The following is a 22,954-nucleotide window of genomic DNA, read 5'->3' as shown; positions in this document are numbered from 1 at the left end:
GAACCCTGCCCTTCCTATTTCAGCGGCCTCAGGCCTTACGTCTTATTCGACGATCGAGGCGACGATGCCGGCGCCGACGGTGCGGCCGCCTTCGCGGATCGCGAAGCGCAGCTTTTCTTCCATCGCGATCGGAACGATCAGCTCGACATCGACCGTCACGTTGTCGCCCGGCATCACCATTTCCGTGCCTTCCGGCAGCGTCACGATGCCCGTCACGTCCGTCGTGCGGAAGTAGAACTGCGGACGGTAGTTCGTGAAGAACGGCGTATGACGGCCGCCTTCTTCCTTCGTCAGGATGTAGGCTTCGGCCTTGAACTTCTTGTGCGGCTTGACCGAACCCGGCTTGCACAGGATCTGGCCACGCTCGACGCCGTCACGGTTCACACCGCGCAGCAGCGCACCGATGTTGTCGCCGGCCTGGCCCTGGTCGAGCAGCTTGCGGAACATTTCCACGCCCGTGCAGGTCGTCTTCGTCGTCGGGCGGATGCCGACGATCTCGATTTCCTCACCGACCTTGACGATACCGCGCTCGACGCGGCCCGTGACAACCGTGCCGCGGCCCGAGATCGAGAACACGTCTTCGATCGGCATCAGGAACGGCTGGTCGATCGGACGCTCCGGCGTCGGGATGTAGCTGTCGACGGCGGCCATCAGCTCGCGGATCGCGTCTTCGCCGATCTTCTTGTCCGAATCTTCGAGCGCGGCCAGAGCCGAGCCCTTGATGATCGGAATGTCGTCGCCCGGGAAGTCGTAGGACGACAGAAGTTCGCGCACTTCCAGCTCGACGAGCTCGAGCAGCTCGGCGTCGTCGACCTGGTCGACCTTGTTGAGGAACACGACGATGGCGGGAACGCCGACCTGGCGGGCGAGCAGGATGTGCTCGCGGGTCTGCGGCATCGGGCCGTCAGCGGCAGAGCAGACCAGGATCGCGCCGTCCATCTGGGCAGCACCGGTGATCATGTTCTTGACGTAGTCGGCGTGGCCGGGGCAGTCGACGTGCGCATAGTGGCGGTTCGGCGTCTCGTACTCGACGTGCGCCGTCGAGATGGTGATGCCGCGGGCCTTTTCTTCCGGGGCGGCGTCGATCTGGTCATACGCCTTGAACTCGCCGAAATACTTCGTGATCGCTGCCGTCAGCGACGTCTTGCCATGGTCAACGTGGCCGATCGTGCCGATGTTTACGTGAGGCTTAGTGCGCTCAAACTTACCTTTTGCCATTTCCGGCTCTCCGTTCCTGATCCCGCAAAGGGAAATTCATACGAATGTTTGGGGGCGCACCCCGGTCACTTCTGACCGGAGTACTTTGCCTGGATTTCCTGCGCGACGTTCGAGGGAACCGGCGCATAGTGGTCGAAGACCATCGAGTACTGGGCGCGGCCCTGCGACATCGAGCGCAGGTTGTCCACGTACTTGAACATGTTGGCCAGCGGCACGTTGGCGGAGATCACCACGGCGACGCCGCGCGATTCCTGGCCCTGGATCTGGCCACGGCGGGAGTTCAGGTCGCCGATGACGTCGCCGACATAGTCTTCCGGCGTCACGACTTCGACCTTCATCATCGGTTCCAGCAACTGGGCGCCGGCTTCACGGGATGCTTCACGGAAGCAGGCACGCGATGCGATTTCGAAGGCGAGGACCGAGGAGTCGACGTCGTGGAAAGCGCCGTCGATGAGCGTCGCCTTGACGCCGAGCATCGGGAAGCCCGCGAGCGGACCCGAGGACAGAACGCTTTCGATACCCTTCTGGACGCCCGGGATGTATTCCTTCGGAACAGCACCGCCGACGATCTTGGATTCGAAGAGGAAATCTTCGCCATCCGGGTTCGGTTCGAACACGAGCTTCACGCGGGCGAACTGGCCGGTACCACCGGTCTGCTTCTTGTGCGTGTAGTCCTTTTCGGTCTTGCGCGTGATCGTCTCGCGGTAGGCGACCTGGGGGGCGCCGACATTGGCTTCGACCTTGAACTCGCGACGCATGCGGTCGACGATGATGTCGAGGTGAAGTTCACCCATGCCCGCGATGATCGTCTGGCCGGATTCCTCGTCGGTCTTGACGCGGAAGGACGGGTCTTCGGCGGCGAGGCGATTGAGCGCGAGGCCCATCTTTTCCTGGTCGTTCTTGGTCTTCGGCTCGATCGCGATCTGGATGACCGGCTCGGGGAATTCCATGCGCTCGAGGATGACCGGCTTCAGGGGATCGCAGAGCGTGTCGCCCGTCGTCGTGTCCTTGAGGCCGGCGAGAGCGACGATGTCGCCCGCGAAGGCTTCTTCAATGTCTTCACGCGAGTTGGAGTGCATCTGCAGCATGCGGCCGACGCGCTCGCGCTTTTCCTTGACCGTGTTCATGACCGACGTGCCCTTTTCGAGCTTGCCGGAATAGATGCGGGCGAAGGTGAGCGAACCGACGAAGGGGTCGTTCATGATCTTGAAGGCGAGCATGGAGAGCGGCTCGGCGTCATCGGCGTGACGCTCGATCTCGGCTTCCGTCTTCACGTCGATACCCTTGATCGCCGGGATGTCCGCCGGGGACGGCAGGTAGTCGACGACGGCGTCGAGCAGCGGCTGAACGCCCTTGTTCTTGAACGCAGTACCGCAGAACATCGGGTGGAACTTCACGTCGATGGTGCCGCGGCGAACGAGTTCGCGGATCTTGTCGTTGTCCGGGTAGTTGCCTTCGAGATAGGCTTCCATCGCGGCCTCGTCGATCTCGACGACGGTCTCGATGAGCTTCTCGCGGTACTCCTCGGCCTTTTCCTTCATGTCTTCCGGGATCTCGACGACGTCCCACTGGGCGCCGAGCGATTCATCGCGCCAGACGAGGGCGTTCATCTCGATCAGGTCGACGACGCCCTTGAAGTCGCTTTCAGCGCCGATCGGCAACTGCATGACGACGGCGGTCGCACCGAGGCGCGACTTGATCATGGACACCGAGCGGTAGAAGTCCGCGCCGGTCTTGTCCATCTTGTTGCAGAAGATCATGCGCGGAACGTTGTACTTCTCGGCCTGGCGCCAGACGGTTTCCGTCTGCGGCTCTACGCCTGCGTTGGCGTCGAGAAGGGCGATCGCACCGTCGAGAACGCGCAGCGAACGCTCGACTTCGATGGTGAAGTCGACGTGGCCGGGGGTGTCGATGATGTTGAAGCGGCGGGTCTTGCCGTCACGGCCCTTCCAGAAGGTCGTCGTGGCGGCCGACGTGATCGTGATGCCGCGTTCCTGCTCCTGCTCCATCCAGTCCATCGTGGCGGCGCCGTCATGGACTTCGCCGATCTTGTGGGACTTGCCGGTGTAGTAGAGGATGCGCTCGGTCGTCGTCGTCTTGCCGGCGTCGATATGCGCCATGATACCGAAATTTCGGTAGTCTTCGATTTTGTATTCGCGAGCCATTAACGGACTCCTTTCGAGACGTCTAGTTTCGGTTACCAGCGGTAGTGCGAGAAGGCACGGTTGGCGTCGGCCATCTTGTGCGTGTCTTCGCGCTTCTTGACCGCGCTGCCGCGATTGTTCGCTGCGTCCATGAGTTCGCCGGAGAGGCGCTCGACCATGGTCGTTTCGTTACGCTTGCGGGCAGCGGCGATCAGCCAGCGGATGGCCAGAGCCTGACGGCGCTCCGGACGAACATCGACCGGAACCTGGTACGTCGCACCACCAACGCGGCGCGAGCGCACTTCGACGTGCGGCGCGACGTTGTCGAGAGCCGAATGGAACACGCCGAGCGGATCGGCCTTTGCCTTGCCCTGAACGACATCGAAGGCGCCGTAAACGATCGTTTCGGCGACGGACTTCTTGCCGTCCAGCATGATGGCGTTCATGAACTTGGTGACGACGAGATCGCCGAACTTCGGGTCCGGATTGATCTCGCGCTTTTCTGCTCTATGGCGACGGGACATACTTTTCGTCTTTCCTTAAAAGGGTCTGACCAGCGAAATGGCGCCGGTTACTGTATTATTTCGGACGCTTCGCGCCGTACTTGGAGCGGCGCTGCTTGCGGTTCTTGACGCCCTGGGTGTCGAGAACGCCGCGGATGATGTGGTAGCGCACACCCGGAAGGTCCTTCACGCGGCCGCCACGGATCATGACGACGGAGTGTTCCTGCAGGTTGTGACCTTCGCCCGGGATGTAGCCGATGACTTCGAAGCCATTGGTCAGGCGGATCTTGGCGACCTTACGCAGAGCCGAGTTCGGCTTCTTCGGGGTCGTCGTATAGACGCGGGTGCATACGCCGCGCTTCTGGGGGTTTTCCTGCAGAGCAGGAACCTTGTTGCGCTTTACCGACGCCTGGCGCGGCTTGCGGATCAACTGGTTTACGGTAGGCATAGAACCATCCCTTGCAATCGTGTCTCGTTACCCTTGCGGGCGGATACATGGCCACACGCGTGTTCATGCGCAATAAAAGGCCACTCCGCTTTTGCGGATGACCTCCATAGGCAGAGGACGCCATATCAGCGTCATGCGTGCAGCATTCATGTTCTCAACGTGCGTCGAGCCCTGTTTGAGGCGAACTTCAGAACGAGTCGTTCCGAACCAGCCAGCCTCACATAGGCTCTGATGGCGTGCGGTCTACTGACTTAAGGGCAAAAGGTCAAGGGGCGGGGCGAAAGAATCCTGGGGCGGAATGGCTGGCCTGCCTGAAAAGCAGGGCTTTCGGCGGCCTCCCCTACCCCTTTCGGGGTGCATACCGGCTGCACCAGCCATCGCCGGAGAACATTAAGGAAGCGTGAAGACGGAATCAACTGCGCGCGATGGTGCGCGGCGAGCGTATCTGGGAATCACCTTTTGGTGCGCCCGCCGATTTTGCATTTGGGCCTTGCCGCCCTAGCCTTTATAGAACCGGCATCATCGACCCGAAAGGAGCCCGCCATGGCGGCCAATGCCGACAACGACAACAATACGCTCGACGACCCGATGGTCTTCATCATCATCGGCAAGGCCTATGAGCGCGAGGGCGACGAGGGCATCGACATCCACGTCATGCTGCGCGCGCCCGACGACGACACCGCCGTGCGCGAGGCGCTGAATGCGCTCTCCGAGGAAGGCTTCCTGGAAGCCGACCTGGACCAGATCGGCACCCTGACGGGCGTGCCGGAAGACGAGCCGCATGCCTCCGCCTACAAGGGCGCGCTCGAAGGAGAAGTGGCGATCATCCGGTTTGCCTGATGACCGCCCGCTTCCTTACTTGATTTCGCCGCTCGGCAGGGGCGTGTCATCCGTCTCTGCCGGCAGCACCGGATAGACCACGTCGGGCATCCGGCCTTCCAGCGTGCCGAGGAAGGCGACGATCCGGTCCACGTCGGCATCCGCCAGGTCCTCGCCGAGCTGCGAGGTGCCCATGATCGCGACGGCCTGCTTCAGGTTCCACACCTTGCCCGAGTGGAAATACGGCGCGGTCAGCGTGACGTTGCGCAGCGGCGCGGCGCGGAAGACATAGGAATCGTCCGCCGTCGCCGTCACGGCAAAGCGGCCCTTGTCGTTCTCCGGCAGCACCTCGGCGCCGGGCTTCTCGATGAGGCCGAACGGGTAATAGCCGTTGCCGCCGAGATTGATGCCGCTGTGACACGACGCGCAGCCCTTGTCGATGAAGAGCGCAAGCCCCTCTTTCTGCTCCACCGTCATCGCACCCTCGTCGCCGTTGAGATAGGCGTCGAAGGCGGCCGGCGTGATCAGGGTCGCCTCGAAGGCCTCGATGGCCTTGGCCATGTTGTCGAAGGTCACCGGGTCGGCTTCGCCCGGGAAGGCCGCGGTGAACCACTCGACATATTTCGGCATCGACTTCAGCGTCGCGACGACCTGGTTGGGCGTATTGGCCATCTCGACGCCCGCCTGGATCGGCCCCTTCGCCTGCGCCTTCAGGTCTTCCGCGCGCCCGTCCCAGAACTGGGCCTCGTTGAAGACGGCATTCAGCGCCGTCGGCGAGTTGCGCGGTCCCTTCTGCCAGCCATGGCCGATCGAGGTTTCCAGGTTGTCGTCGCCGCCCGTCGCCAGGTTGTGACAGGAATTGCACGAGAAGACGCCCGAGGCCGAAAGCCGTGGATCGAAGAACAGCGCCTTGCCGAGATCGATCTTCTCCGGCGTGATCGGATTGTCGCTGACCGCCGGATAGGTCGACGGCAAGGGCTTGAAGATGTCGAGCGCCGTCGCGCGCAGATCGGCCGGAACCGGATCGGCGGCAAGGGCCGCGGTCGCAATGACCGATGCGGTGACCGTCGCCAGCAGGATTTTCATGGCTACCTCCATTCGTTGGGTACGAATGGACTTTAGAACCGCTCCAATCTTGCCACTTGCGCCAGATCAAGCCGCCCTGCCCTGTCCTTGCGCATAAACAAAAAGCCGCCCGAAATATTTCGGGCGGCCTTTTCAATCGTCAAAAGTGGCAGCTTTTTACTCGGCATCAGCGTCCTCGCCGCCGGCCAAGGTTCCATCAGCATCGTGCTGGTCGATGCGGCCGGATCGTCAAAGGATGAAATCACCCTCGACAAGCGTATGTTTGCCATCGAGCTTGACGACGAAATCAGCCTTTTTGTCGCCGTCTATATCGCCTGAAATGAACGTTTCCCCCTTCTTGACGGCATAGTTCAGTTCGTTTCCGGCGCCGGTGAAGCCCTTTTTGCCGATGAAGTCGAAATCGGCGACCTTCGAGACGTCGATCCGATCCCCTTCCTTGCGGTTGAAGTCGCTGATGATATCGTTCTTCAAGGCGGTTGAGTGCTTGGCGGAAAGGAAGACGAACATATCCGCGCCGTCCCCGCCGCGCATCCAGTTCTCTCCCGCCCCCGCAACCAGCCGATCGTCACCGCCACGACCATCGACATAGCCGTCGGCCTTGCCCAACGTGAAGTCGTCGGCGAAATCCGAGCCTTCAAGGTTTTCGATGTTCTTGGCCGTTTCCCTGTTGCCGAAACCGTCGTTCAGGATGTTGTTGGTCGTCTTGCGCAGATCGACGACAGCACCCTTCTGGCCGAGATCATCCCAGAAGTGGAAATTGATCGTATCGGATCCCTTGCCGCCGTCGAAACTGTCCTTGCCGCTGAGGCCTCGGAAGTGATTATCCTTCGCGTCGCCTTTGAACTTGTCGTTGAAGAATGTGCCGAAGACGGCTTCGATATTCTTCACCGTATCCGTGCTGCCAAAACCGTCCTTGATCGTCCCCTTTTCCAGATCGACGACGATGCCTTTCTTCCCTCCGAATTTCTGGTCTCTGTGATAATAGACCTCATCGAAACCCTTGCCGCCGTCGATGTCGTCCTTGCCGGCAAAGCCCATGAACGATTCGTCCTTGCTGGCTCCGATGAACTTGTCGCTATTGTGGGAGCCGCGATATCCCTCGAAATTCTTGATTTTGTCGGTTCCGCCCCAGCTGTTCTGGACGGTCCCCTTGGTCGCATCGAGAACGATGCCTTTTTTGGCATTGCCCTTGTCGTAGTAGGTCTCTTCGTAGCTTAGATCATCCCAGCCCTTGCCGCCGTCCATGTAGTTGTCGCCGGCCGAGCCCTTGATGAAATCGTCGCCACCGCCACCGAGGATGCGGTCATCGCCGGCATTTTTCCCGATGATGATGTCATCACCGCTGCCGCCACCGGTGATGACATCGTCGCCCGCCGTCAGGTCCGAAAGAAGGCCATAAAAATCCTTGTTCTTCACGATTTCGAGGAGAAGCTCCTTGGCCTCGAAGTCTCCCTTGGTGAAGGTCAGGTACTTGTCGCCGGAGCCGGCGATGAAGTCGGCGCCCGTCACCGTCCCCTTCGTCGCAAGGTCGCCCTTGAATGTGAGTCCCTTGCCGGTGAGAACGATCTGATCGCCATCACCATCGCGAAAAACGGCCTTGGTGGCCGTCTTCGAGACCAGTTTCAGCGTTTTCATATCGTAGAAATCTTCCAGCCACCCCCAGTCCGTGAGGGCCTTGCCGAATGTGATGTTTGCCATGCCTTTTCTCCTTCCAGCCGACAGGCTTCGGCGCCGTCGATGCTTCGCCTTGAGGATGGAGAAAGCGCGTGGTCCCGGCCACAGCCGGGCGGGCATGCACCGAATGTCCAACGGTCCTGCGTGCAACGCAACCCGAGGGTTGCCGTGCACCATGGGCCGCAAGGATCGACCACCCCTCGGTCGTTCTCCGTCCTTCAATCCAACATGGAACAAAACGGGTGGGTACCGCGACCCCCATTTGGGAGTTGCGCGCCATCTCAAAATTGACCTTCTGCGTGAATAAGCTACCCTTGATAGAAAGAGCAGCCGGACGAGGGCGGAGAAACCGATTGGGAGAGGCTTTCGACGAACACAGGATTGCGACCGTGGCGACGGAGGTCGGCGAAGCGCTGGAGCTTGCCGCCATTGGCGCGGAACCATGGGAACTGGCGCTCCGCCTTCTCAACGCCGAATTTCCAAACGCCTACTTCGCGCTGGTCAATCAGGATTTCCTGCATGGCCGCGTGAACCACGCCGTCTCCTGGAACATCGATCCATCACTGATTGCTAGCTATTCAGAGTACTATGCCTTTATCAACCCTTACCAGCAGCGCTGGACGGCATTGAAAAGCGGTGAAATCCTCAGCTCCGAAACCATGTTCCCTGTCAAGAACATCCGCAGTACTGAATTTTACAACGACTGGCTGCTCAGGGCCGAGAAATGCACCGCGGGTATCGGCTTAAAACTGGATGCAAGCCCGACCGATACGATCTACCTCCCGATGCAGGCACCGGAAAGCCATATCGCGCACTATGCCGAAGCCTCCACCGAAATCCTGACGCGGCTTCGCGGTCCGCTCGAACGAGCGATCCGCATATCCCGCACCCTGCAACGAACCGGAGGCGACGTGGCCGCACGGGCGGCGCTCGTTGGCCATGGCGAGGGGCCGGCGCTGGTCGTCGACCATTCCATGCGCATCATCGAAGCCAATACCGAGGCGGCGGGCCTGCTGCGGCAGGATGCCCTTGCCGGCTCGCGGCACGGGCGATTGCGCTTTCGCGACAAGGCCCTGTCGGAACGGGTTGCCCATCGGGTCAGAGTACTGACCTCCTCCCCGCTCAGCGAAGCATGTCGCATCGGCTGGGATGACGGCAGCAGCAAGTGGTTGCTGTCGCTGATCCGGCTGCCCGCGGATCCCGTCCAGCGACTCCTGGCCCCGCGCCCACAAATCCTGCTGCGGCTGACCAACCTCTCAGCTCCGCCACCCTCCAGCGATCTCGCGGAGTTTGCCCGCCTCTTCCGCCTGACGCCCGCCGAGACGCGGCTTGCGGCGGCGCTGGGTGGTGGCCTGTCGCTCACCGACGCGGCAACCGGCCTCGGCATCACCTTCGAGACGGCACGGCAGCGGCTGAAGCAGGTTTTCCAGAAGACGGGAACAGCAAAGCAATCGGAACTCTGCGTCCTGCTTGTCCGCTTCCACAGCGGATGACGCTGAAACGAAAACGCCGGGCTCATCGCCCGGCGTTTTACATTTTTCACGTGATCCAGCCTTATTCGGCTGCCGCACCCTCGCCGCCGGCGAGGTCCGCCAGCATCGGGGTGGCGACGCCGGCGCCTGTCGACTTGCGGCGCTCGTCGAGGATCATCTCGTCGCGGGCCGTCGCGATGCGGCGGATCTGGGTCATGGTGCCGCCCGTGCCGGCCGGGATGAGGCGGCCGACGATGACGTTTTCCTTGAGGCCCTGCAGGCCGTCGGTCTTGCCGGCGATCGCCGCTTCCGTGAGGACCTTGGTGGTCTCCTGGAACGAGGCGGCCGAGATGAAGGACGGGGTCTGCAGCGACGCCTTGGTGATACCGAGAAGGACCGGTTCGCCATAGGCCGGCTTCTTGCCTTCCTCGATCAGGGCGTCGTTGACGTCTTCCAGCTCGATCCGGTCGACATTGTCGCCGACGATGTAGGTGCTGTCACCTGCATCCGTGATCTCGACCTTCTGCAGCATCTGGCGAACGATCACCTCGATGTGCTTGTCGTTGATCACGACGCCCTGCAGACGGTAGACTTCCTGGATTTCGTTCACGAGGTAGGAAGCGAGTGCTTCCACGCCCTTGATCGCCAGGATGTCGTGCGGCGCCGGGTTGCCGTCGAGGATGTAGTCACCCTTTTCGATATAGTCGCCGTCCTGAAGGTGGAAGGGCTTGCCCTTCGGGATCAGGTACTCGACCGGCTCGACACCGTCTTCCGCCGGCTCGATCGTCACGCGACGCTTGTTCTTGTAGTCGCGGCCGAAGCGGACGGTACCATCGATCTCGGCGATGATGGCGTGGTCCTTCGGACGACGGGCTTCGAACAGTTCGGCAACGCGCGGCAGACCGCCGGTGATGTCCTTGGTCTTGGCGCTTTCCAGCGGCGAGCGGGCAAGAACGTCACCCTGGGAGACCTTCTGGCCCGGCTCGACCGAGAGGATCGCGTCGACCGAGAGCAGGAAGCGGGCTTCGCCGCCACGGGACAATTTGGCGACGGCGCCGTTCTTGTCCTTGATGACGATGGCCGGCTTCAGGTCCGTCCCGCGCGGCGTCGAGCGCCAGTCGATGACCGAGCGCTTGGTGATGCCGGTGGATTCGTCCGTCGATTCCAGGACCGAGATGCCGTCGACCACGTCTTCGAAGTGAACGGTGCCTTCCACTTCCGTCATCATCGGACGGGTGTAGGGGTCCCATTCGGCAAGGCGCTGGCCGCGCTTCACCTTGTCGCCGTCGTCGACGAAGATCTTCGAACCGTAGGCGACGCGCTGCGCAGAGCGTTCCACGCCGCGCTCGTCGAGGATGGTGATCGCCATGTTGCGGCCCATCGCGACGAGTGCGCCGTCGGAATTGCGCAGCATGTTGCGGTTCTTGATCTGCACCGTGCCCTCATACGAGGCTTCCAGGAACGACTGGTCGACCACGGTCGCCGTGCCGCCCAGGTGGAAGGTACGCATGGTGAGCTGGGTGCCCGGCTCGCCGATCGACTGCGCCGCGATGACGCCGACGGCCTCGCCCATGTTGACGGGCGTGCCACGTGCAAGGTCGCGACCGTAGCAGACGCCGCAGACGCCGGTCTGGATCTCGCAGGTCAGCGCCGAACGGATACGGATCGACTGGATGCCAGCCTTCTCGATCTCGACGACGTCGGCTTCGAGGATCATCTTGCCGGCATCGACGATGCGCGCACCCGTGACCGGATGATCGATATCGTCGAGCGCCGTACGGCCGAGAACGCGGGTGCCGATCGAAGCCACGACCTGGCCGGCATCGACGATCGCCGTCATCGTGAGGCCCTTGTCGGTGCCGCAGTCGACATGCGTGACGATGCAATCCTGCGCGACGTCGACGAGACGGCGGGTCAGGTAACCGGAATTCGCGGTCTTCAAGGCGGTGTCCGCCAGGCCCTTGCGGGCGCCGTGCGTCGAGTTGAAGTACTCGTTCACGGTCAGGCCTTCCTTGAAGTTCGAGATGATCGGCGTCTCGATGATCTCGCCCGAGGGCTTCGCCATGAGGCCGCGCATGCCGCCCAGCTGGCGCATCTGGTTCGGAGAACCGCGGGCGCCGGAGTGCGACATCATGTAGATCGAGTTCATCGGCTTCTGGCGGCCGGTCGCGGGGTCGAATTCGACGGCCTTGATGCGCGCCATCATCTCTTCCGCGACCTTTTCGGTGGCCTTGCCCCAGGCGTCGACGACCTTGTTGTACTTCTCGCCCTGGGTGATCAGGCCGTCATTGTACTGCTGCTCGTATTCCTTGACGAGATTTTCGGTGTCACCGACGATCTTCGCCTTGGTGTCCGGAATGACCATGTCGTCCTTGCCGAACGAGATGCCGGCGCGGCAGGCGTGGGCGAAGCCGAGCTGCATGATGCGGTCGCAGAAGATGACCGTGTCCTTCTGGCCGCAGTGACGGTAGACCGTGTCGATCATCTTGGAGATGTTCTTCTTGGTCATTTCCTGGTTGCAGATGTCGAACGGGATGTTGCCGTTCTTCGGCAGCAGCTCGCCGATGATCATGCGGCCGGGCGTCGTCTCGTAGATCTTGCTGTAGGCCTTGCCTTCACCGTCGACCGACTTGTAGCGGCCGCGGATCTTCGCGTGCAGCGTGACGACCTTGTTTTCCAGCGCGTGGTGCAGTTCGCCCATGTCGGAGAAGGCCATGCCTTCGCCCGGCTCGTTCTGGTTCATGATCGACAAATAGTAGAGGCCGAGAACCATGTCCTGCGAGGGAACGATGATCGGTGCGCCGTTCGCCGGATGCAGGATGTTGTTCGTCGACATCATCAGCACGCGCGCTTCAAGCTGGGCTTCCAGCGAAAGCGGAACGTGGACGGCCATCTGGTCGCCGTCGAAGTCAGCGTTGAAGGCCGTGCAGACGAGCGGGTGCAACTGGATCGCCTTGCCTTCGACCAGGATCGGTTCGAAGGCCTGGATGCCCAGGCGGTGCAGCGTCGGTGCGCGGTTGAGGAGAACCGGATGCTCGCGGATGACCTCGTCGAGGATATCCCAGACTTCCGGCTTTTCTTTCTCTACGAGTTTTTTGGCCTGCTTGACCGTCGAGGAGAAACCTTTTGCGTCGAGGCGGGCATAGATGAACGGCTTGAACAGTTCGAGCGCCATCTTCTTCGGCAGGCCGCACTGGTGCAGCTTCAGTTCCGGGCCGGTCACGATGACCGAACGGCCGGAATAGTCGACGCGCTTGCCGAGCAGGTTCTGGCGGAAGCGGCCCTGCTTGCCCTTGAGCATGTCGGACAGCGACTTCAGCGGGCGCTTGTTGGCACCGGTGATGACGCGGCCGCGGCGGCCGTTGTCGAACAGGGCATCAACCGATTCCTGAAGCATGCGCTTCTCGTTGCGGATGATGATGCCCGGCGCGCGCAGCTCGATGAGGCGCTTCAGACGGTTGTTGCGGTTGATGACGCGGCGGTAGAGATCGTTGAGGTCCGACGTCGCGAAACGGCCGCCATCCAGCGGGACCAGCGGACGCAGGTCCGGCGGGATCACCGGGACGACCTTCATGATCATCCATTCCGGACGGTTGCCGGATTCCATGAAGTTCTCGACGATCTTCAGGCGCTTCATCAGCTTCTTCTGCTTCAGATCCGACGTGGTTTCCGCCAGATCCGAACGCAGGTCGCCAGCGATCCGCTCAAGGTTCATCGAGGCGAGCATCTCGTAGATGGCCTCGGCGCCGATCATCGCCGTGAACTGGTCTTCACCATATTCATCGACGGCGATCATGTATTCTTCTTCGGAAAGAAGCTGGTTTTCCTTGAGCGCGGTCAGGCCCGGCTCAGTCACGATGTAGTTCTCGAAATAGAGAACGCGCTCGACATCCTTCAGCGTCATGTCGAGGAGCGTCGCGATGCGCGAGGGCAGCGACTTCAGGAACCAGATATGGGCGACGGGCGCGGCAAGCTCGATATGGCCCATGCGCTCGCGGCGAACGCGCGACAGCGTGACTTCGACGCCGCACTTTTCGCAGATGATGCCCTTGTACTTCATGCGCTTGTACTTGCCGCACAGGCACTCGTAGTCCTTGATCGGCCCGAAGATGCGCGCGCAGAACAGGCCGTCGCGTTCCGGCTTGAACGTGCGGTAGTTGATGGTTTCCGGCTTCTTGATCTCGCCGTACGACCAGGAAAGAATTTTTTCCGGAGACGCGATCGAGATCCGGATGGAATCGAACGTCTGCGCAGGCACCTGCGGGTTGAAAAGGTTCATGACCTCTTGGTTCATGCCTATCTCCTTCGTGGGCCAATGGCCCTCTGCTTAGCAACCAATTGCGGCGATACCCGGGTGCCGCAAGGCTGCTCGAAACGGATGAGCCGCCCCTCGCCGACCGGCGGGAGCGGAAACGGTGCGCGCCACGTTCTGGCGCGCACCCGATCAGGGCTTATTCCGCGGCGTCGGGAAGCTGGCCGGCTTCCGCGTTCGCGTCGACCTTCGAGTTCTCCAGTTCGACCGACAGGCCGAGCGAGCGCATTTCCTTGACGAGAACGTTGAAGCTCTCCGGAATGCCCGCCTCGAACGTGTCGTCGCCCCGCACGATCGCCTCGTACACCTTGGTGCGGCCCGCGACGTCGTCCGACTTCACGGTCAGCATTTCCTGCAGCGTATAGGCGGCGCCGTAGGCTTCGAGCGCCCAGACTTCCATTTCCCCGAAGCGCTGGCCGCCGAACTGCGCCTTGCCGCCCAGCGGCTGCTGGGTAACGAGCGAGTACGGACCGATCGAACGCGCATGGATCTTGTCGTCGACAAGGTGGTTCAGCTTGATCATGTACATGTAGCCGACCGTGACCTTGCGGTCGAAAGCCTCGCCCGTACGGCCGTCGTAGAGAACCGACTGGCCCGAGGACGCAAGGCCCGCACGCTCCAGCATGCTGGCGACATCAGGTTCATGCGCACCGTCGAAGACCGGCGTTGCGATGGAGACGCCCTTGCGGGACTGCTCGGCCAGCTTGACCAGGGCGGCGTCGTCGAAATGGGCGACTTCGTCCTTGGCTTCGCTCTCGTAGACTTCCGTCAGCTCGCGCTTCAGGTCGGAGATGTCCATGGTCTTGCGATACTCGTCGAGCAGGTCGCCGATCTTCTTGCCCATGCCGGCGCAAGCCCAGGCAAGGTGGGTTTCGAGGATCTGGCCGACGTTCATGCGCGAGGGCACGCCCAGCGGGTTCAGGCAGATGTCGACATGCGTTCCGTCTTCGAGGAACGGCATGTCCTCGATCGGCAGGATGCGCGAGACCACGCCCTTGTTGCCGTGACGGCCGGCCATCTTGTCGCCCGGCTGGATCTTGCGCTTCACGGCGACGAAGACCTTGACCATCTTCATGACGCCCGGAGGCATCTCGTCGCCGCGCTGGACCTTCTCGACCTTGTCCATGAAGCGCTGTTCAAGGCGCGACTTGGATTCGTCGTACTGGCCGCGGAGCGCTTCGATCTCGCCCTGGACCTTCTCGTCCTCGACGGCGAACATCCACCACTGCGAGCGGGGATATTCGGAGATCACGGCGTTCGACAGCTCGGTGCCCTTCTTGAAGGCCTTCGGGCCGGCGACGGCGACGTGGCCACGCAGCATGTCGGTCAGACGGCCGTAGACGTTACGGTCGAGGATCGCCTGCTCGTCGTCACGGTCCTTCGCGAGACGCTCGATCTCCTCGCGCTCGATCGCCATCGCGCGTTCGTCCTTCTCCACGCCATGGCGGTTGAAGACGCGAACTTCGACGACCGTGCCGAAGGTGCCCGGCGGCATGCGCATGGAGGTGTCGCGCACGTCGGAGGCCTTTTCACCGAAGATGGCGCGCAGGAGCTTTTCTTCCGGCGTCATCGGGCTTTCGCCCTTCGGGGTGATCTTGCCGACCAGGATGTCGCCCGGCTGAACCTCTGCGCCGATATAGACGATACCGGCTTCGTCGAGGTTCTTCAGCGCTTCTTCCGAAACGTTCGGAATGTCGCGCGTGATTTCTTCCGGGCCCAGCTTGGTGTCGCGGGCCATGACCTCGAATTCCTCGATGTGGATCGAGGTGAACACGTCGTCGGAGACGATGCGTTCGGACATCAGGATCGAGTCTTCGTAGTTGTAGCCGTTCCACGGCATGAACGCGACGAGCGCGTTGCGGCCGAGCGCGAGGTCGCCGAGGTCGGTCGACGGACCGTCCGCGATGATGTCGCCCTTGTTCAGAACGTCGCCGACGGTGACCAGCGGGCGCTGGTTGACGCAGGTGTTCTGGTTGGAACGCTGGAACTTCTGCAGCCGGTAGATATCGACGCCGGACTTCGACGGATCGAGGTCTTCGGTGGCGCGGATAACGATACGGGTCGCGTCGACCTGGTCGACGACGCCGCCGCGGCGGGCCGCGATGGCAGCGCCCGAATCACGGGCGACGATCGGCTCCATACCGGTGCCGACGAACGGGGCTTCCGCACGCAGAAGCGGCACGGCCTGACGCTGCATGTTCGAACCCATGAGCGCGCGGTTCGCGTCGTCGTTCTCAAGGAACGGGATGAGCGCGGCCGCAACCGAAACGAGCTGCTTCGGCGAAACGTCCATCAGGTTGATCTGGTCGCGCGGGGCGAGCATGACTTCGCCGGCATGACGGCAGACGACGAACTCTTCCGAGAAGGAGTTGTCGTCGTTGAGCGGCGAGTTGGCCTGGGCGACGTGGTACTTGGCCTCTTCCATGGCGGAGAGGTAGACCACGTCGGTCGTCACCTTGCCGTCGACGATCTTGCGGTACGGGCTTTCGATGAAGCCGTACTTGTTGACGCGGGCGAAGGTTGCGAGCGAGTTGATCAGACCGATGTTCGGGCCTTCCGGCGTCTCGATCGGGCAAATACGGCCATAGTGGGTCGGGTGAACGTCGCGGACTTCGAAGCCGGCGCGCTCACGGGTCAGACCACCCGGGCCAAGGGCCGAAAGACGGCGCTTGTGGGTGATTTCCGAGAGCGGGTTCACCTGGTCCATGAACTGCGAGAGCTGCGAGGAACCGAAGAATTCGCGAACGGCGGCAGCCGCCGGCTTCGCATTGATCAGGTCCTGCGGCATGACCGTGTCGATCTCGATCGAGGACATGCGTTCCTTGATCGCGCGCTCCATGCGCAGCAGGCCGAGACGGTACTGGTTCTCCATCAATTCGCCGACCGAACGGACACGGCGGTTGCCGAGGTTGTCGATGTCGTCGATCTCGCCCTTGCCGTCGCGCAGCTCGACCAGCATCTTCACGACGGCGAGGATGTCTTCCTTGCGCAGCGTGCGGACCGTGTCGGCGACGTCGAGGTCGAGGCGCATGTTCATCTTCACGCGGCCGACGGCGGAGAGGTCGTAGCGCTCCGCATCGAAGAACAGCGTGTTGAACATGGCTTCGGCCGAATCCATGGTCGGCGGCTCGCCCGGACGCATGACGCGGTAGATGTCGAACAGAGCGTCCTGGCGGTTCTCGTTCTTGTCCGCGGCAAGCGTGTTGCGGATATAGGCGCCGACATTGATGTGGTCGATGTCGAGGACCGGGATTTCGTCGAAACCGGCCGCGAGAATGACCGGCAGGGTCTTCTCGTCGATTTCGTCGCCGGCTTCGAGATAGATCTCACCCGTCGAGTAGTTGACGATGTCCTCGGCAAGATAGTTGCCGTAAAGCTCGTCGTCCGTCGCCTTGAGGGCCTTGAGGCCCTTTTCGGAGAGCTGCTTCAGGAGGCGCGGCGTCAGCTTCTTGCCGATCTCCACGACGACTTCGCCGGTGTCGGCATCCACCAGATCCGAGACGGCCTTCTGGCCCTTCAGCGCGTCCGGATTGAAGGGAATGCGCCAGCCTTCGCCGTCGCGCTGGTAGAGCGACTTCGTGTAGAAGGTCGACAGGATCTCTTCGCCGTCCATGCCGAGCGCCATGAGCAGCGAGGTGACGGGGATCTTGCGGCGGCGGTCGATGCGGGCATGAACGATGTCCTTGGCGTCGAACTCGATGTCGAGCCAGGAGCCGCGGTACGGGATGACGCGGGCCGCGAAGAGCAGCTTGCCCGACGAGTGGCTCTTGCCCTTGTCGTGGTCGAAGAACACGCCCGGCGAACGGTGCATCTGGGAGACGATGACGCGCTCGGTGCCGTTGACGATGAACGTGCCGTTGTCGGTCATGAGCGGCATGTCGCCCATGTAGACGTTCTGTTCCTTGATGTCCTTGATGGACTTGGCGCCGGTATCCTCGTCGATATCGAACACGATGAGACGCAGCGTCACCTTGAGCGGCGCTGCATAGGTCAGGTCACGCTGGCGGCATTCCTCGACGTCGAACTTCGGCTGTTCGAATTCGTAGGAAACGAATTCGAGCATGGAAGCGCCGGAGAAGTCGGTGATCGGGAAGACCGACTTGAAAACGGTCTGAAGGCCCTCGTCCGGGCGACCGCCGGCAGGCTCTTCAACCATCAGGAATTGGTCGTAGGATGCCTTCTGAACCTCGATGAGGTTCGGCATGACTGCGACTTCAGGGATTTTTCCAAAAAACTTGCGTACGCGCCTACGACCGTTAAACGAAAGGGTCTGAGCCATCGTCGCTCCTTCAAATTTGCATCCGGGCCTGCAACGGACGGGGTTCGCTGGCCAGTCGATCCCGTCGACCAATGGGTTGGTTCAATCTCGTCTCGCCTGCCAGGCCACGGGCCGGATTGCCCAATCGCTCGGCGGAAGACCATCCTCTTGAAGAACCCATTACCCAAAAGCCGGTTTTCGCGGCTTTTGGGTAATCAGTTCGGAGGAATCATCAATGGGAGAGGGTCGAAACCCTCTCCCACCGCATTCCGATATTACTTGACGTCGACCTTGGCGCCGGCGTCCTCAAGCTTCTTCTTGAGGTCAGCGGCTTCAGCCTTGGAGACGGCTTCCTTGACCGGCTTCGGAGCGCCTTCGACGAGGTCCTTGGCTTCCTTGAGGCCGAGACCCGTGATGCCGCGAACTTCCTTGATGACGTTGATCTTGTTGGCGCCAGCGTCAACGAGGATCACGTCGAATTCGGTCTTTTCTTCTTCAGCAGCAGCCGGGGCAGCGCCGCCGCCAACAGCAGCAACAGCAACGGGAGCTGCAGCCGAAACGCCCCACTTCTCTTCGAGAAGCTTGGAAAGCTCAGCAGCTTCCAGGACGGTCAGCGAGGAGAGGTCTTCAACGATCTTTGCGAGATCAGCCATTTTCTTAAGTCCTTTTGTTCGGTTCGAACTGGTGTGTTTGATTTACAGCGAAAAACCGCCTTACGCGGCTTCGTCCTTCTTGGCGTAGGCTGCGAACACGCGGGCAAGCTGGCTTGCCGGTGCTGCAACGACCGTGGCGACGCGCGTTGCCGGGGCATTGAGAAGGCCCAGCAGCTTTGCACGCAGCTCGTCGAGCGAAGGCAGGGTCGCAAGCGACTTGACTGCTTCTGCGTCGAGTGTGGTCGCACCCATGGCGCCGCCGAGCACAACGAGCTTGTCGTTGGTCTTGGCGAAGTCCATGGCTACCTTCGGAGCGATCATCGGATCATTTGCATATGCAATGAGCGTCTGACCCTGGAAGAGATCAGACATCCCTTCCGACTCCGTACCCTGAAGGGCAATTTTGGCCAGGCGGTTCTTCGCGACTTTGACGGTACCGCCAGCTGCACGCATCTTCGTACGAAGATCGTTCATCTGTGCAACGGTGATGCCGGCATAGCGGGCCACGACAACCGAACCGGAAGCCTTGAAGACTTCATTCAGCTCCGTGACGAATTCGCGTTTTTCCGCTCTTTCCACTGCCTATCTCCAGTTGACAGGACCGTGAGTTCTCACGGGACCTGCCGGGTTTGCCTTTGCCGCCAGGGATCCGCTTAAAAAGAAGATCCCGAGCGACGCTCGAGGATCCTGTCCCCCCGCGCTCGACCCGAGGGCCGCGACACAGGCAAGGTAGGTTCGAACCGAATTCCGCGTCATCCGACGCTGAGTGAAATCCAGGTCTCACCCGTCTCATGCAGGCAACGTGATTAAGGGATAACCACCTGCAATCTCGGACAGGAGTTCCGGGTTTCCCCGGAAATTCCCGGCCTGACTAAGGCCGGGAATTCTTTTGCGATCCAGCCGGAGCGGGATCTGAAAAAATCAGGCGCCTAAATCAGGCAACCGTCGCCGGGTCGATCTTCACGCCCGGGCCCATCGTCGAAGAGATGGCAACGCGCTTGACGTAGTTGCCCTTGGCGCCAGCCGGCTTCGCCTTGATGACGGCGTCGGCGAAAGCCTTGATGTTCTCTTCCAGAGCCTTGGCGTCGAAGGAGGCCTTGCCGATGCCGGCATGGATGATACCGGCCTTCTCGACGCGGAACTCGACAGCACCGCCCTTGGACGCCTTGACGGCGCCGGTAACGTCCATGGTCACCGTACCGACCTTCGGGTTCGGCATCATGCCGCGCGGGCCGAGAACCTTGCCGAGACGGCCGACGAGCGGCATCATGTCCGGGGTCGCGATGCAGCGATCGAAATCGATCTTGCCGCCCTGGACGATCTCGAGCAGGTCTTCGGCGCCGACGATGTCCGCGCCGGCGGCCTTGGCTTCGTCGGCCTTGGCGCCGCGTGCGAAGACGGCGACGCGAACGTCACGGCCGGTGCCGTTCGGCAGGTTGACCACGCCGCGGACCATCTGGTCTGCGTGGCGCGGGTCGACGCCGAGGTTCATGGCGATCTCGACGGTTTCGTCGAACTTGGCGACGGCACGCTCCTTGACGAGCGAGATGGCGTCCGAAAGGGCGACGAGCTTGGTCGGGTCGATGCCTTCGCGGATCTTCTGGAGACGCTTTGCTACCTTGGCCATGATCAACCTACCACTTCCAGGCCCATGGCGCGGGCAGAACCCTCGACCATCGCCATTGCGCCTTCGATATCGGCGGCGTTGAGATCCTTCATCTTGGCTTCGGCGATCGACTTGATCTGAGCCTTGGTGAGCTTGCCGACGGAACCGCCCTTGCCCGGGGTCTTCGAGCCGGACTGGATCTTGGCTTCCTTCTTGAGGAAGTAGGTCACCGGCGGCTGCTTCATCACGAAGGTGAAGGACTTGTCCTGGTAGTAGGTGATGACGACCGGGATCGGCATACCCTTTTCCATTTCCTGCGTCGCCGCGTTGAACGACTTGCAGAATTCCATGATGTTAATGCCACGCTGACCAAGCGCCGGGCCGATCGGCGGGGACGGGTTCGCCGATCCTGCCTTGACCTGAAGCTTGAGCTGGCCTGCAACTTTCTTAGCCATTTTCTCTGCCTTTCAGAATGCGACCGGTTGCCCGGCCCGTGATGCCGATCCTGGGACCGGCGGCTGCGGTTGCGTGGTGCGGTCCGGGCGCCCGGCTACAGGCCGCCTTCCCTTCCACGCGAATGGCGGAAACTTCCGCCGCCAACCCTCCGGAGAGGGCCGGATTTCAAACGAGCGGCGCCCTCCCGGGACGCCACTGAAATCAGATTTTTTCGACCTGAGCGTATTCCAGCTCGACCGGGGTGGCGCGGCCGAAGATCGACACTTCCACCTTGAGGCGCGACCGCTCCTCGTCGACATCCTGCACGGTGCCGTTGAACGAGGCGAACGGACCGTCGGAAACGCGGACCTGCTCGCCGATCTCGAACGAGACCGAAGGCTTCGGACGATCGACGCCGTCCTGGACCTGCGACAGGATGCGCTCGGCCTCGCTGTCCGGGATCGGAACCGGCTTGTTGTCCGAACCGAGGAACCCCGTGACCTTCGGCGTATTCTTGATGAGGTGGTACGCTTCGTCCGTCAGGTTCGCCCGCACCAGCACGTAGCCGGGGAAGAACTTGCGCTCCGAATCGACCTTGCGGCCGCGACGCACCTCGACAACCTTTTCGGTCGGCACGAGGATCTTCTCGAACAGGTGATCAAGGCCCTTCTGGCGCGCCTTGTTCTCGATGTCCTCTGCGACCTTCTTCTCGAAATTCGAATAGGCGTGGACGATGTACCAACGGGAAGCCATGTTCATCTCCAACCAATCAGACGCTGGCGCTGAGGACGAGGCCGATCAGCCAGCCAATCAACTGGTCCGCAGCGAAGAAGAACACTGCAGCCAGGAAGACCATGACGAACACCATGACGGTCGAGATCATCGTCTCGCGCCGCGAGGGCCAAGTCACTTTCGCCGTCTCGGAGCGAACCTGCTGCAGAAACGCAATCGGATTTGTTTTCGATGCCATTGAATGTCCACGCCATTACGGCACGTAAAGCTGAATTATCAGCCCCACGCACCGCGTGTCTGTTTTGCCCTACATAAAGCCCGATTCCCTTTTTCACAAGAGGCAACCGGACTTTTAACGAATTATGACGGCCGAACGCCGTCATGCCATCTTTCCCGTCGCTGCAAGTCGTCCGCGCTGTCCGGTGAAAATGGCAGGGGCAGAGGGGCTCGAACCCCCGACCTGCGGTTTTGGAGACCGCCGCTCTACCAACTGAGCTATACCCCTAGCTGCCTGCCGCTCCGTGGTGAAACACCTGTCGCCGGCAAGGCATGGCGTCTTTACGGCGCACGGATCGACTTGGCAAGCCCGAAGACGAGATTTTTTCACAGGTTAGCGCCAAGCGCCCTCCCCGTGCGTCCTCACCAGGCGAAACGAAGCCGCGCCCTGACCGCGCCGACCAGCCTCATGTCCTGCCGGCGCACGGAGGCGCCGAGGTCGAGGCAGTCGAAGACGCGCTGCTCGACGCCGAGTTCCGCGCCGATGTGCTTCTGTCCGCTGGCGGTCGAACCGGTGGCGACGAAGGACGTTCCGGTCGGCAGCGCCTGGATGCGCGCCTGCTGCGTCACGCGCACCGCGCCGCGGTCGCCGCTGCGCATGTTGGCATCGGCGGAGACGGCGGGCGTGAGGACGATATCGATGGAAGGCGTCGCCATCCAGCGGCGGGAGAGGCCCGCGCTCGCCGAAACCCGGCCGGTCAGCGGGTTGTAGCCGGCCGTGACGTTGCGCTCTGCACCGGACTGTCCCGTCCCGCGCATCTCCGCCCAGAGGCGCGCATTGTCGCGCGTGTCGCGGATGCGGCCGCTGGAGGACGCGGTGACGGAGATGTCCACCCCGGCGCTCATCTCGGCCGCCGTGGCGGCCTTGGCGCCCAGGCGCAGGCGATAGGCATAGCTGGACAGTTTTGCCGGGGACCAGATGACGAGGGAATCCTCCGCCCTGGCCGCGCCGGCCGGCGGAATCAGGAGAATCGTCGAGAGAGCGAGCGCTGCGCGCGCCGCGCCTGCAAAAGCGTTCATCGAGGTTCAGGCCCATGTCTGGTTGCCGTGATGCGCGCGGCACGGCCCGTGCCCGCCACACGCAGGGGCGCCGCCGCAATATACGGGATCGAAACGATCCCCGGCGCCGGGCCTGCGGTTCACCGTCCAGGCCATGTCGCTCCAGGCGACGCGGCAAATCTACCCGCTGGCGCCGATCGCCTCTATCCCCAGACCTGGCGAGTTATCGCCAATGGCTAAAAAAGCACACCATTTCAAAGCGCTTGAAAACAAAAAGGCCCCGCGGTCTCCCGCGGGGCCTTCATCCGGTCAAAGACCC

Annotated in this window: 18 protein-coding genes and 1 tRNA gene; 2 read left to right on the top strand and 17 right to left on the bottom strand. The window is 61.9% G+C overall.

Features of this window, described 5'->3' with window-relative positions:
• Positions 1-42: 42 nt before the first annotated feature.
• The 4 genes from tuf to rpsL form a co-directional block, all read right to left on the bottom strand.
• Positions 43-1,218 (bottom strand): elongation factor Tu, encoded by a 1,176-nt coding sequence (gene tuf, locus EV665_RS05775; RefSeq protein ID WP_064329838.1) that lies wholly within the window; start codon positions 1,216-1,218, stop codon positions 43-45.
• Between the two features lie 65 nt (positions 1,219-1,283).
• Positions 1,284-3,383, bottom strand: a complete 2,100-nt coding sequence (gene fusA / locus EV665_RS05770) for an elongation factor G (RefSeq protein ID WP_133033375.1) — start codon at positions 3,381-3,383, stop codon at positions 1,284-1,286.
• A gap of 32 nt (positions 3,384-3,415) precedes the next feature.
• On the bottom strand, positions 3,416-3,886 hold the full coding sequence (rpsG, locus tag EV665_RS05765; RefSeq protein ID WP_023516514.1) for a 30S ribosomal protein S7: 471 nt from the start codon (positions 3,884-3,886) through the stop codon (positions 3,416-3,418).
• A 55-nt stretch (positions 3,887-3,941) separates the two neighbouring features.
• Positions 3,942-4,313 carry a 30S ribosomal protein S12 gene (gene rpsL, locus EV665_RS05760; RefSeq protein ID WP_022719193.1) on the bottom strand — a complete coding sequence of 124 codons (372 nt, stop codon included), beginning with the start codon at positions 4,311-4,313 and terminating at the stop codon, positions 3,942-3,944.
• 543 nt (positions 4,314-4,856) lie between these two features.
• Between rpsL and EV665_RS05755 the strand changes: the two genes are divergently transcribed.
• Positions 4,857-5,153: a hypothetical protein gene (locus EV665_RS05755; protein WP_023514254.1), complete on the top strand. Its 297-nt coding sequence runs from the start codon at positions 4,857-4,859 to the stop codon at positions 5,151-5,153.
• 15 nt (positions 5,154-5,168) lie between these two features.
• Here the strand turns inward: EV665_RS05755 and EV665_RS05750 are convergent, their stop codons facing one another.
• From EV665_RS05750 to EV665_RS33070, 3 genes are read right to left on the bottom strand one after another with little or no spacing between them, the layout of a single operon-like run.
• A complete protein-coding gene (locus EV665_RS05750) occupies positions 5,169-6,218 on the bottom strand; it encodes a cytochrome-c peroxidase (RefSeq protein ID WP_133033374.1) in 1,050 nt (349 codons plus the stop codon).
• Between the two features lie 32 nt (positions 6,219-6,250).
• Positions 6,251-6,472, bottom strand: a complete 222-nt coding sequence (locus EV665_RS05745; RefSeq protein WP_133033373.1) for a hypothetical protein — start codon at positions 6,470-6,472, stop codon at positions 6,251-6,253.
• Entirely contained in the window at positions 6,447-8,069 is a 1,623-nt protein-coding gene (locus EV665_RS33070) for a calcium-binding protein (RefSeq protein ID WP_133033372.1), read from the bottom strand. Before EV665_RS33070 ends, EV665_RS05745 begins: the two co-directional genes overlap by 26 nt.
• Before the next feature lie 212 nt (positions 8,070-8,281).
• Here EV665_RS33070 and EV665_RS05735 point away from each other — a divergent pair, with 212 nt between their 5' ends.
• Positions 8,282-9,385, top strand: coding sequence for a helix-turn-helix transcriptional regulator (locus EV665_RS05735; RefSeq protein ID WP_133033371.1), 1,104 nt, complete (start codon positions 8,282-8,284; stop codon positions 9,383-9,385).
• A gap of 61 nt (positions 9,386-9,446) precedes the next feature.
• Here EV665_RS05735 and rpoC read toward each other — a convergent pair whose 3' ends face one another.
• From rpoC to EV665_RS05685, 10 genes are all read right to left on the bottom strand, one after another.
• Positions 9,447-13,658, bottom strand: a complete 4,212-nt coding sequence (gene rpoC / locus EV665_RS05730) for a DNA-directed RNA polymerase subunit beta' (RefSeq protein ID WP_064329847.1) — start codon at positions 13,656-13,658, stop codon at positions 9,447-9,449.
• A gap of 157 nt (positions 13,659-13,815) precedes the next feature.
• Positions 13,816-17,955 carry a DNA-directed RNA polymerase subunit beta gene (gene rpoB / locus EV665_RS05725; RefSeq protein ID WP_064329846.1) on the bottom strand — a complete coding sequence of 1,380 codons (4,140 nt, stop codon included), beginning with the start codon at positions 17,953-17,955 and terminating at the stop codon, positions 13,816-13,818.
• Between the two features lie 254 nt (positions 17,956-18,209).
• Positions 18,210-18,587, bottom strand: a complete 378-nt coding sequence (gene rplL, locus EV665_RS05720) for a 50S ribosomal protein L7/L12 (RefSeq protein WP_064329845.1) — start codon at positions 18,585-18,587, stop codon at positions 18,210-18,212.
• Positions 18,588-18,647: 60 nt separating this feature from the next.
• Positions 18,648-19,166: a 50S ribosomal protein L10 gene (gene rplJ, locus EV665_RS05715; protein ID WP_064329844.1), complete on the bottom strand. Its 519-nt coding sequence runs from the start codon at positions 19,164-19,166 to the stop codon at positions 18,648-18,650.
• A gap of 355 nt (positions 19,167-19,521) precedes the next feature.
• Positions 19,522-20,214: a 50S ribosomal protein L1 gene (rplA, locus tag EV665_RS05710; protein ID WP_064329843.1), complete on the bottom strand. Its 693-nt coding sequence runs from the start codon at positions 20,212-20,214 to the stop codon at positions 19,522-19,524.
• A gap of 2 nt (positions 20,215-20,216) precedes the next feature.
• Positions 20,217-20,648 carry a 50S ribosomal protein L11 gene (gene rplK, locus EV665_RS05705; RefSeq protein WP_064329842.1) on the bottom strand — a complete coding sequence of 144 codons (432 nt, stop codon included), beginning with the start codon at positions 20,646-20,648 and terminating at the stop codon, positions 20,217-20,219.
• Between the two features lie 202 nt (positions 20,649-20,850).
• Positions 20,851-21,381 carry a transcription termination/antitermination protein NusG gene (gene nusG / locus EV665_RS05700; RefSeq protein WP_064329841.1) on the bottom strand — a complete coding sequence of 177 codons (531 nt, stop codon included), beginning with the start codon at positions 21,379-21,381 and terminating at the stop codon, positions 20,851-20,853.
• 16 nt (positions 21,382-21,397) lie between these two features.
• Positions 21,398-21,598 (bottom strand): preprotein translocase subunit SecE, encoded by a 201-nt coding sequence (gene secE / locus EV665_RS05695; RefSeq protein WP_064329840.1) that lies wholly within the window; start codon positions 21,596-21,598, stop codon positions 21,398-21,400.
• 191 nt (positions 21,599-21,789) lie between these two features.
• Positions 21,790-21,865, bottom strand: a tRNA-Trp gene (locus EV665_RS05690).
• A gap of 134 nt (positions 21,866-21,999) precedes the next feature.
• Positions 22,000-22,656, bottom strand: coding sequence for a hypothetical protein (locus tag EV665_RS05685; RefSeq protein ID WP_133033370.1), 657 nt, complete (start codon positions 22,654-22,656; stop codon positions 22,000-22,002).
• Positions 22,657-22,954: the final 298 nt, after the last annotated feature.

Source organism: Shinella granuli (genome assembly GCF_004341885.1).
GTDB classification, from domain to species: domain Bacteria; phylum Pseudomonadota; class Alphaproteobacteria; order Rhizobiales; family Rhizobiaceae; genus Shinella; species Shinella granuli.
The sequence above is the reverse complement of the archived record's forward strand: the minus strand, read 5'-3'. Positions and strand labels throughout refer to the sequence as shown.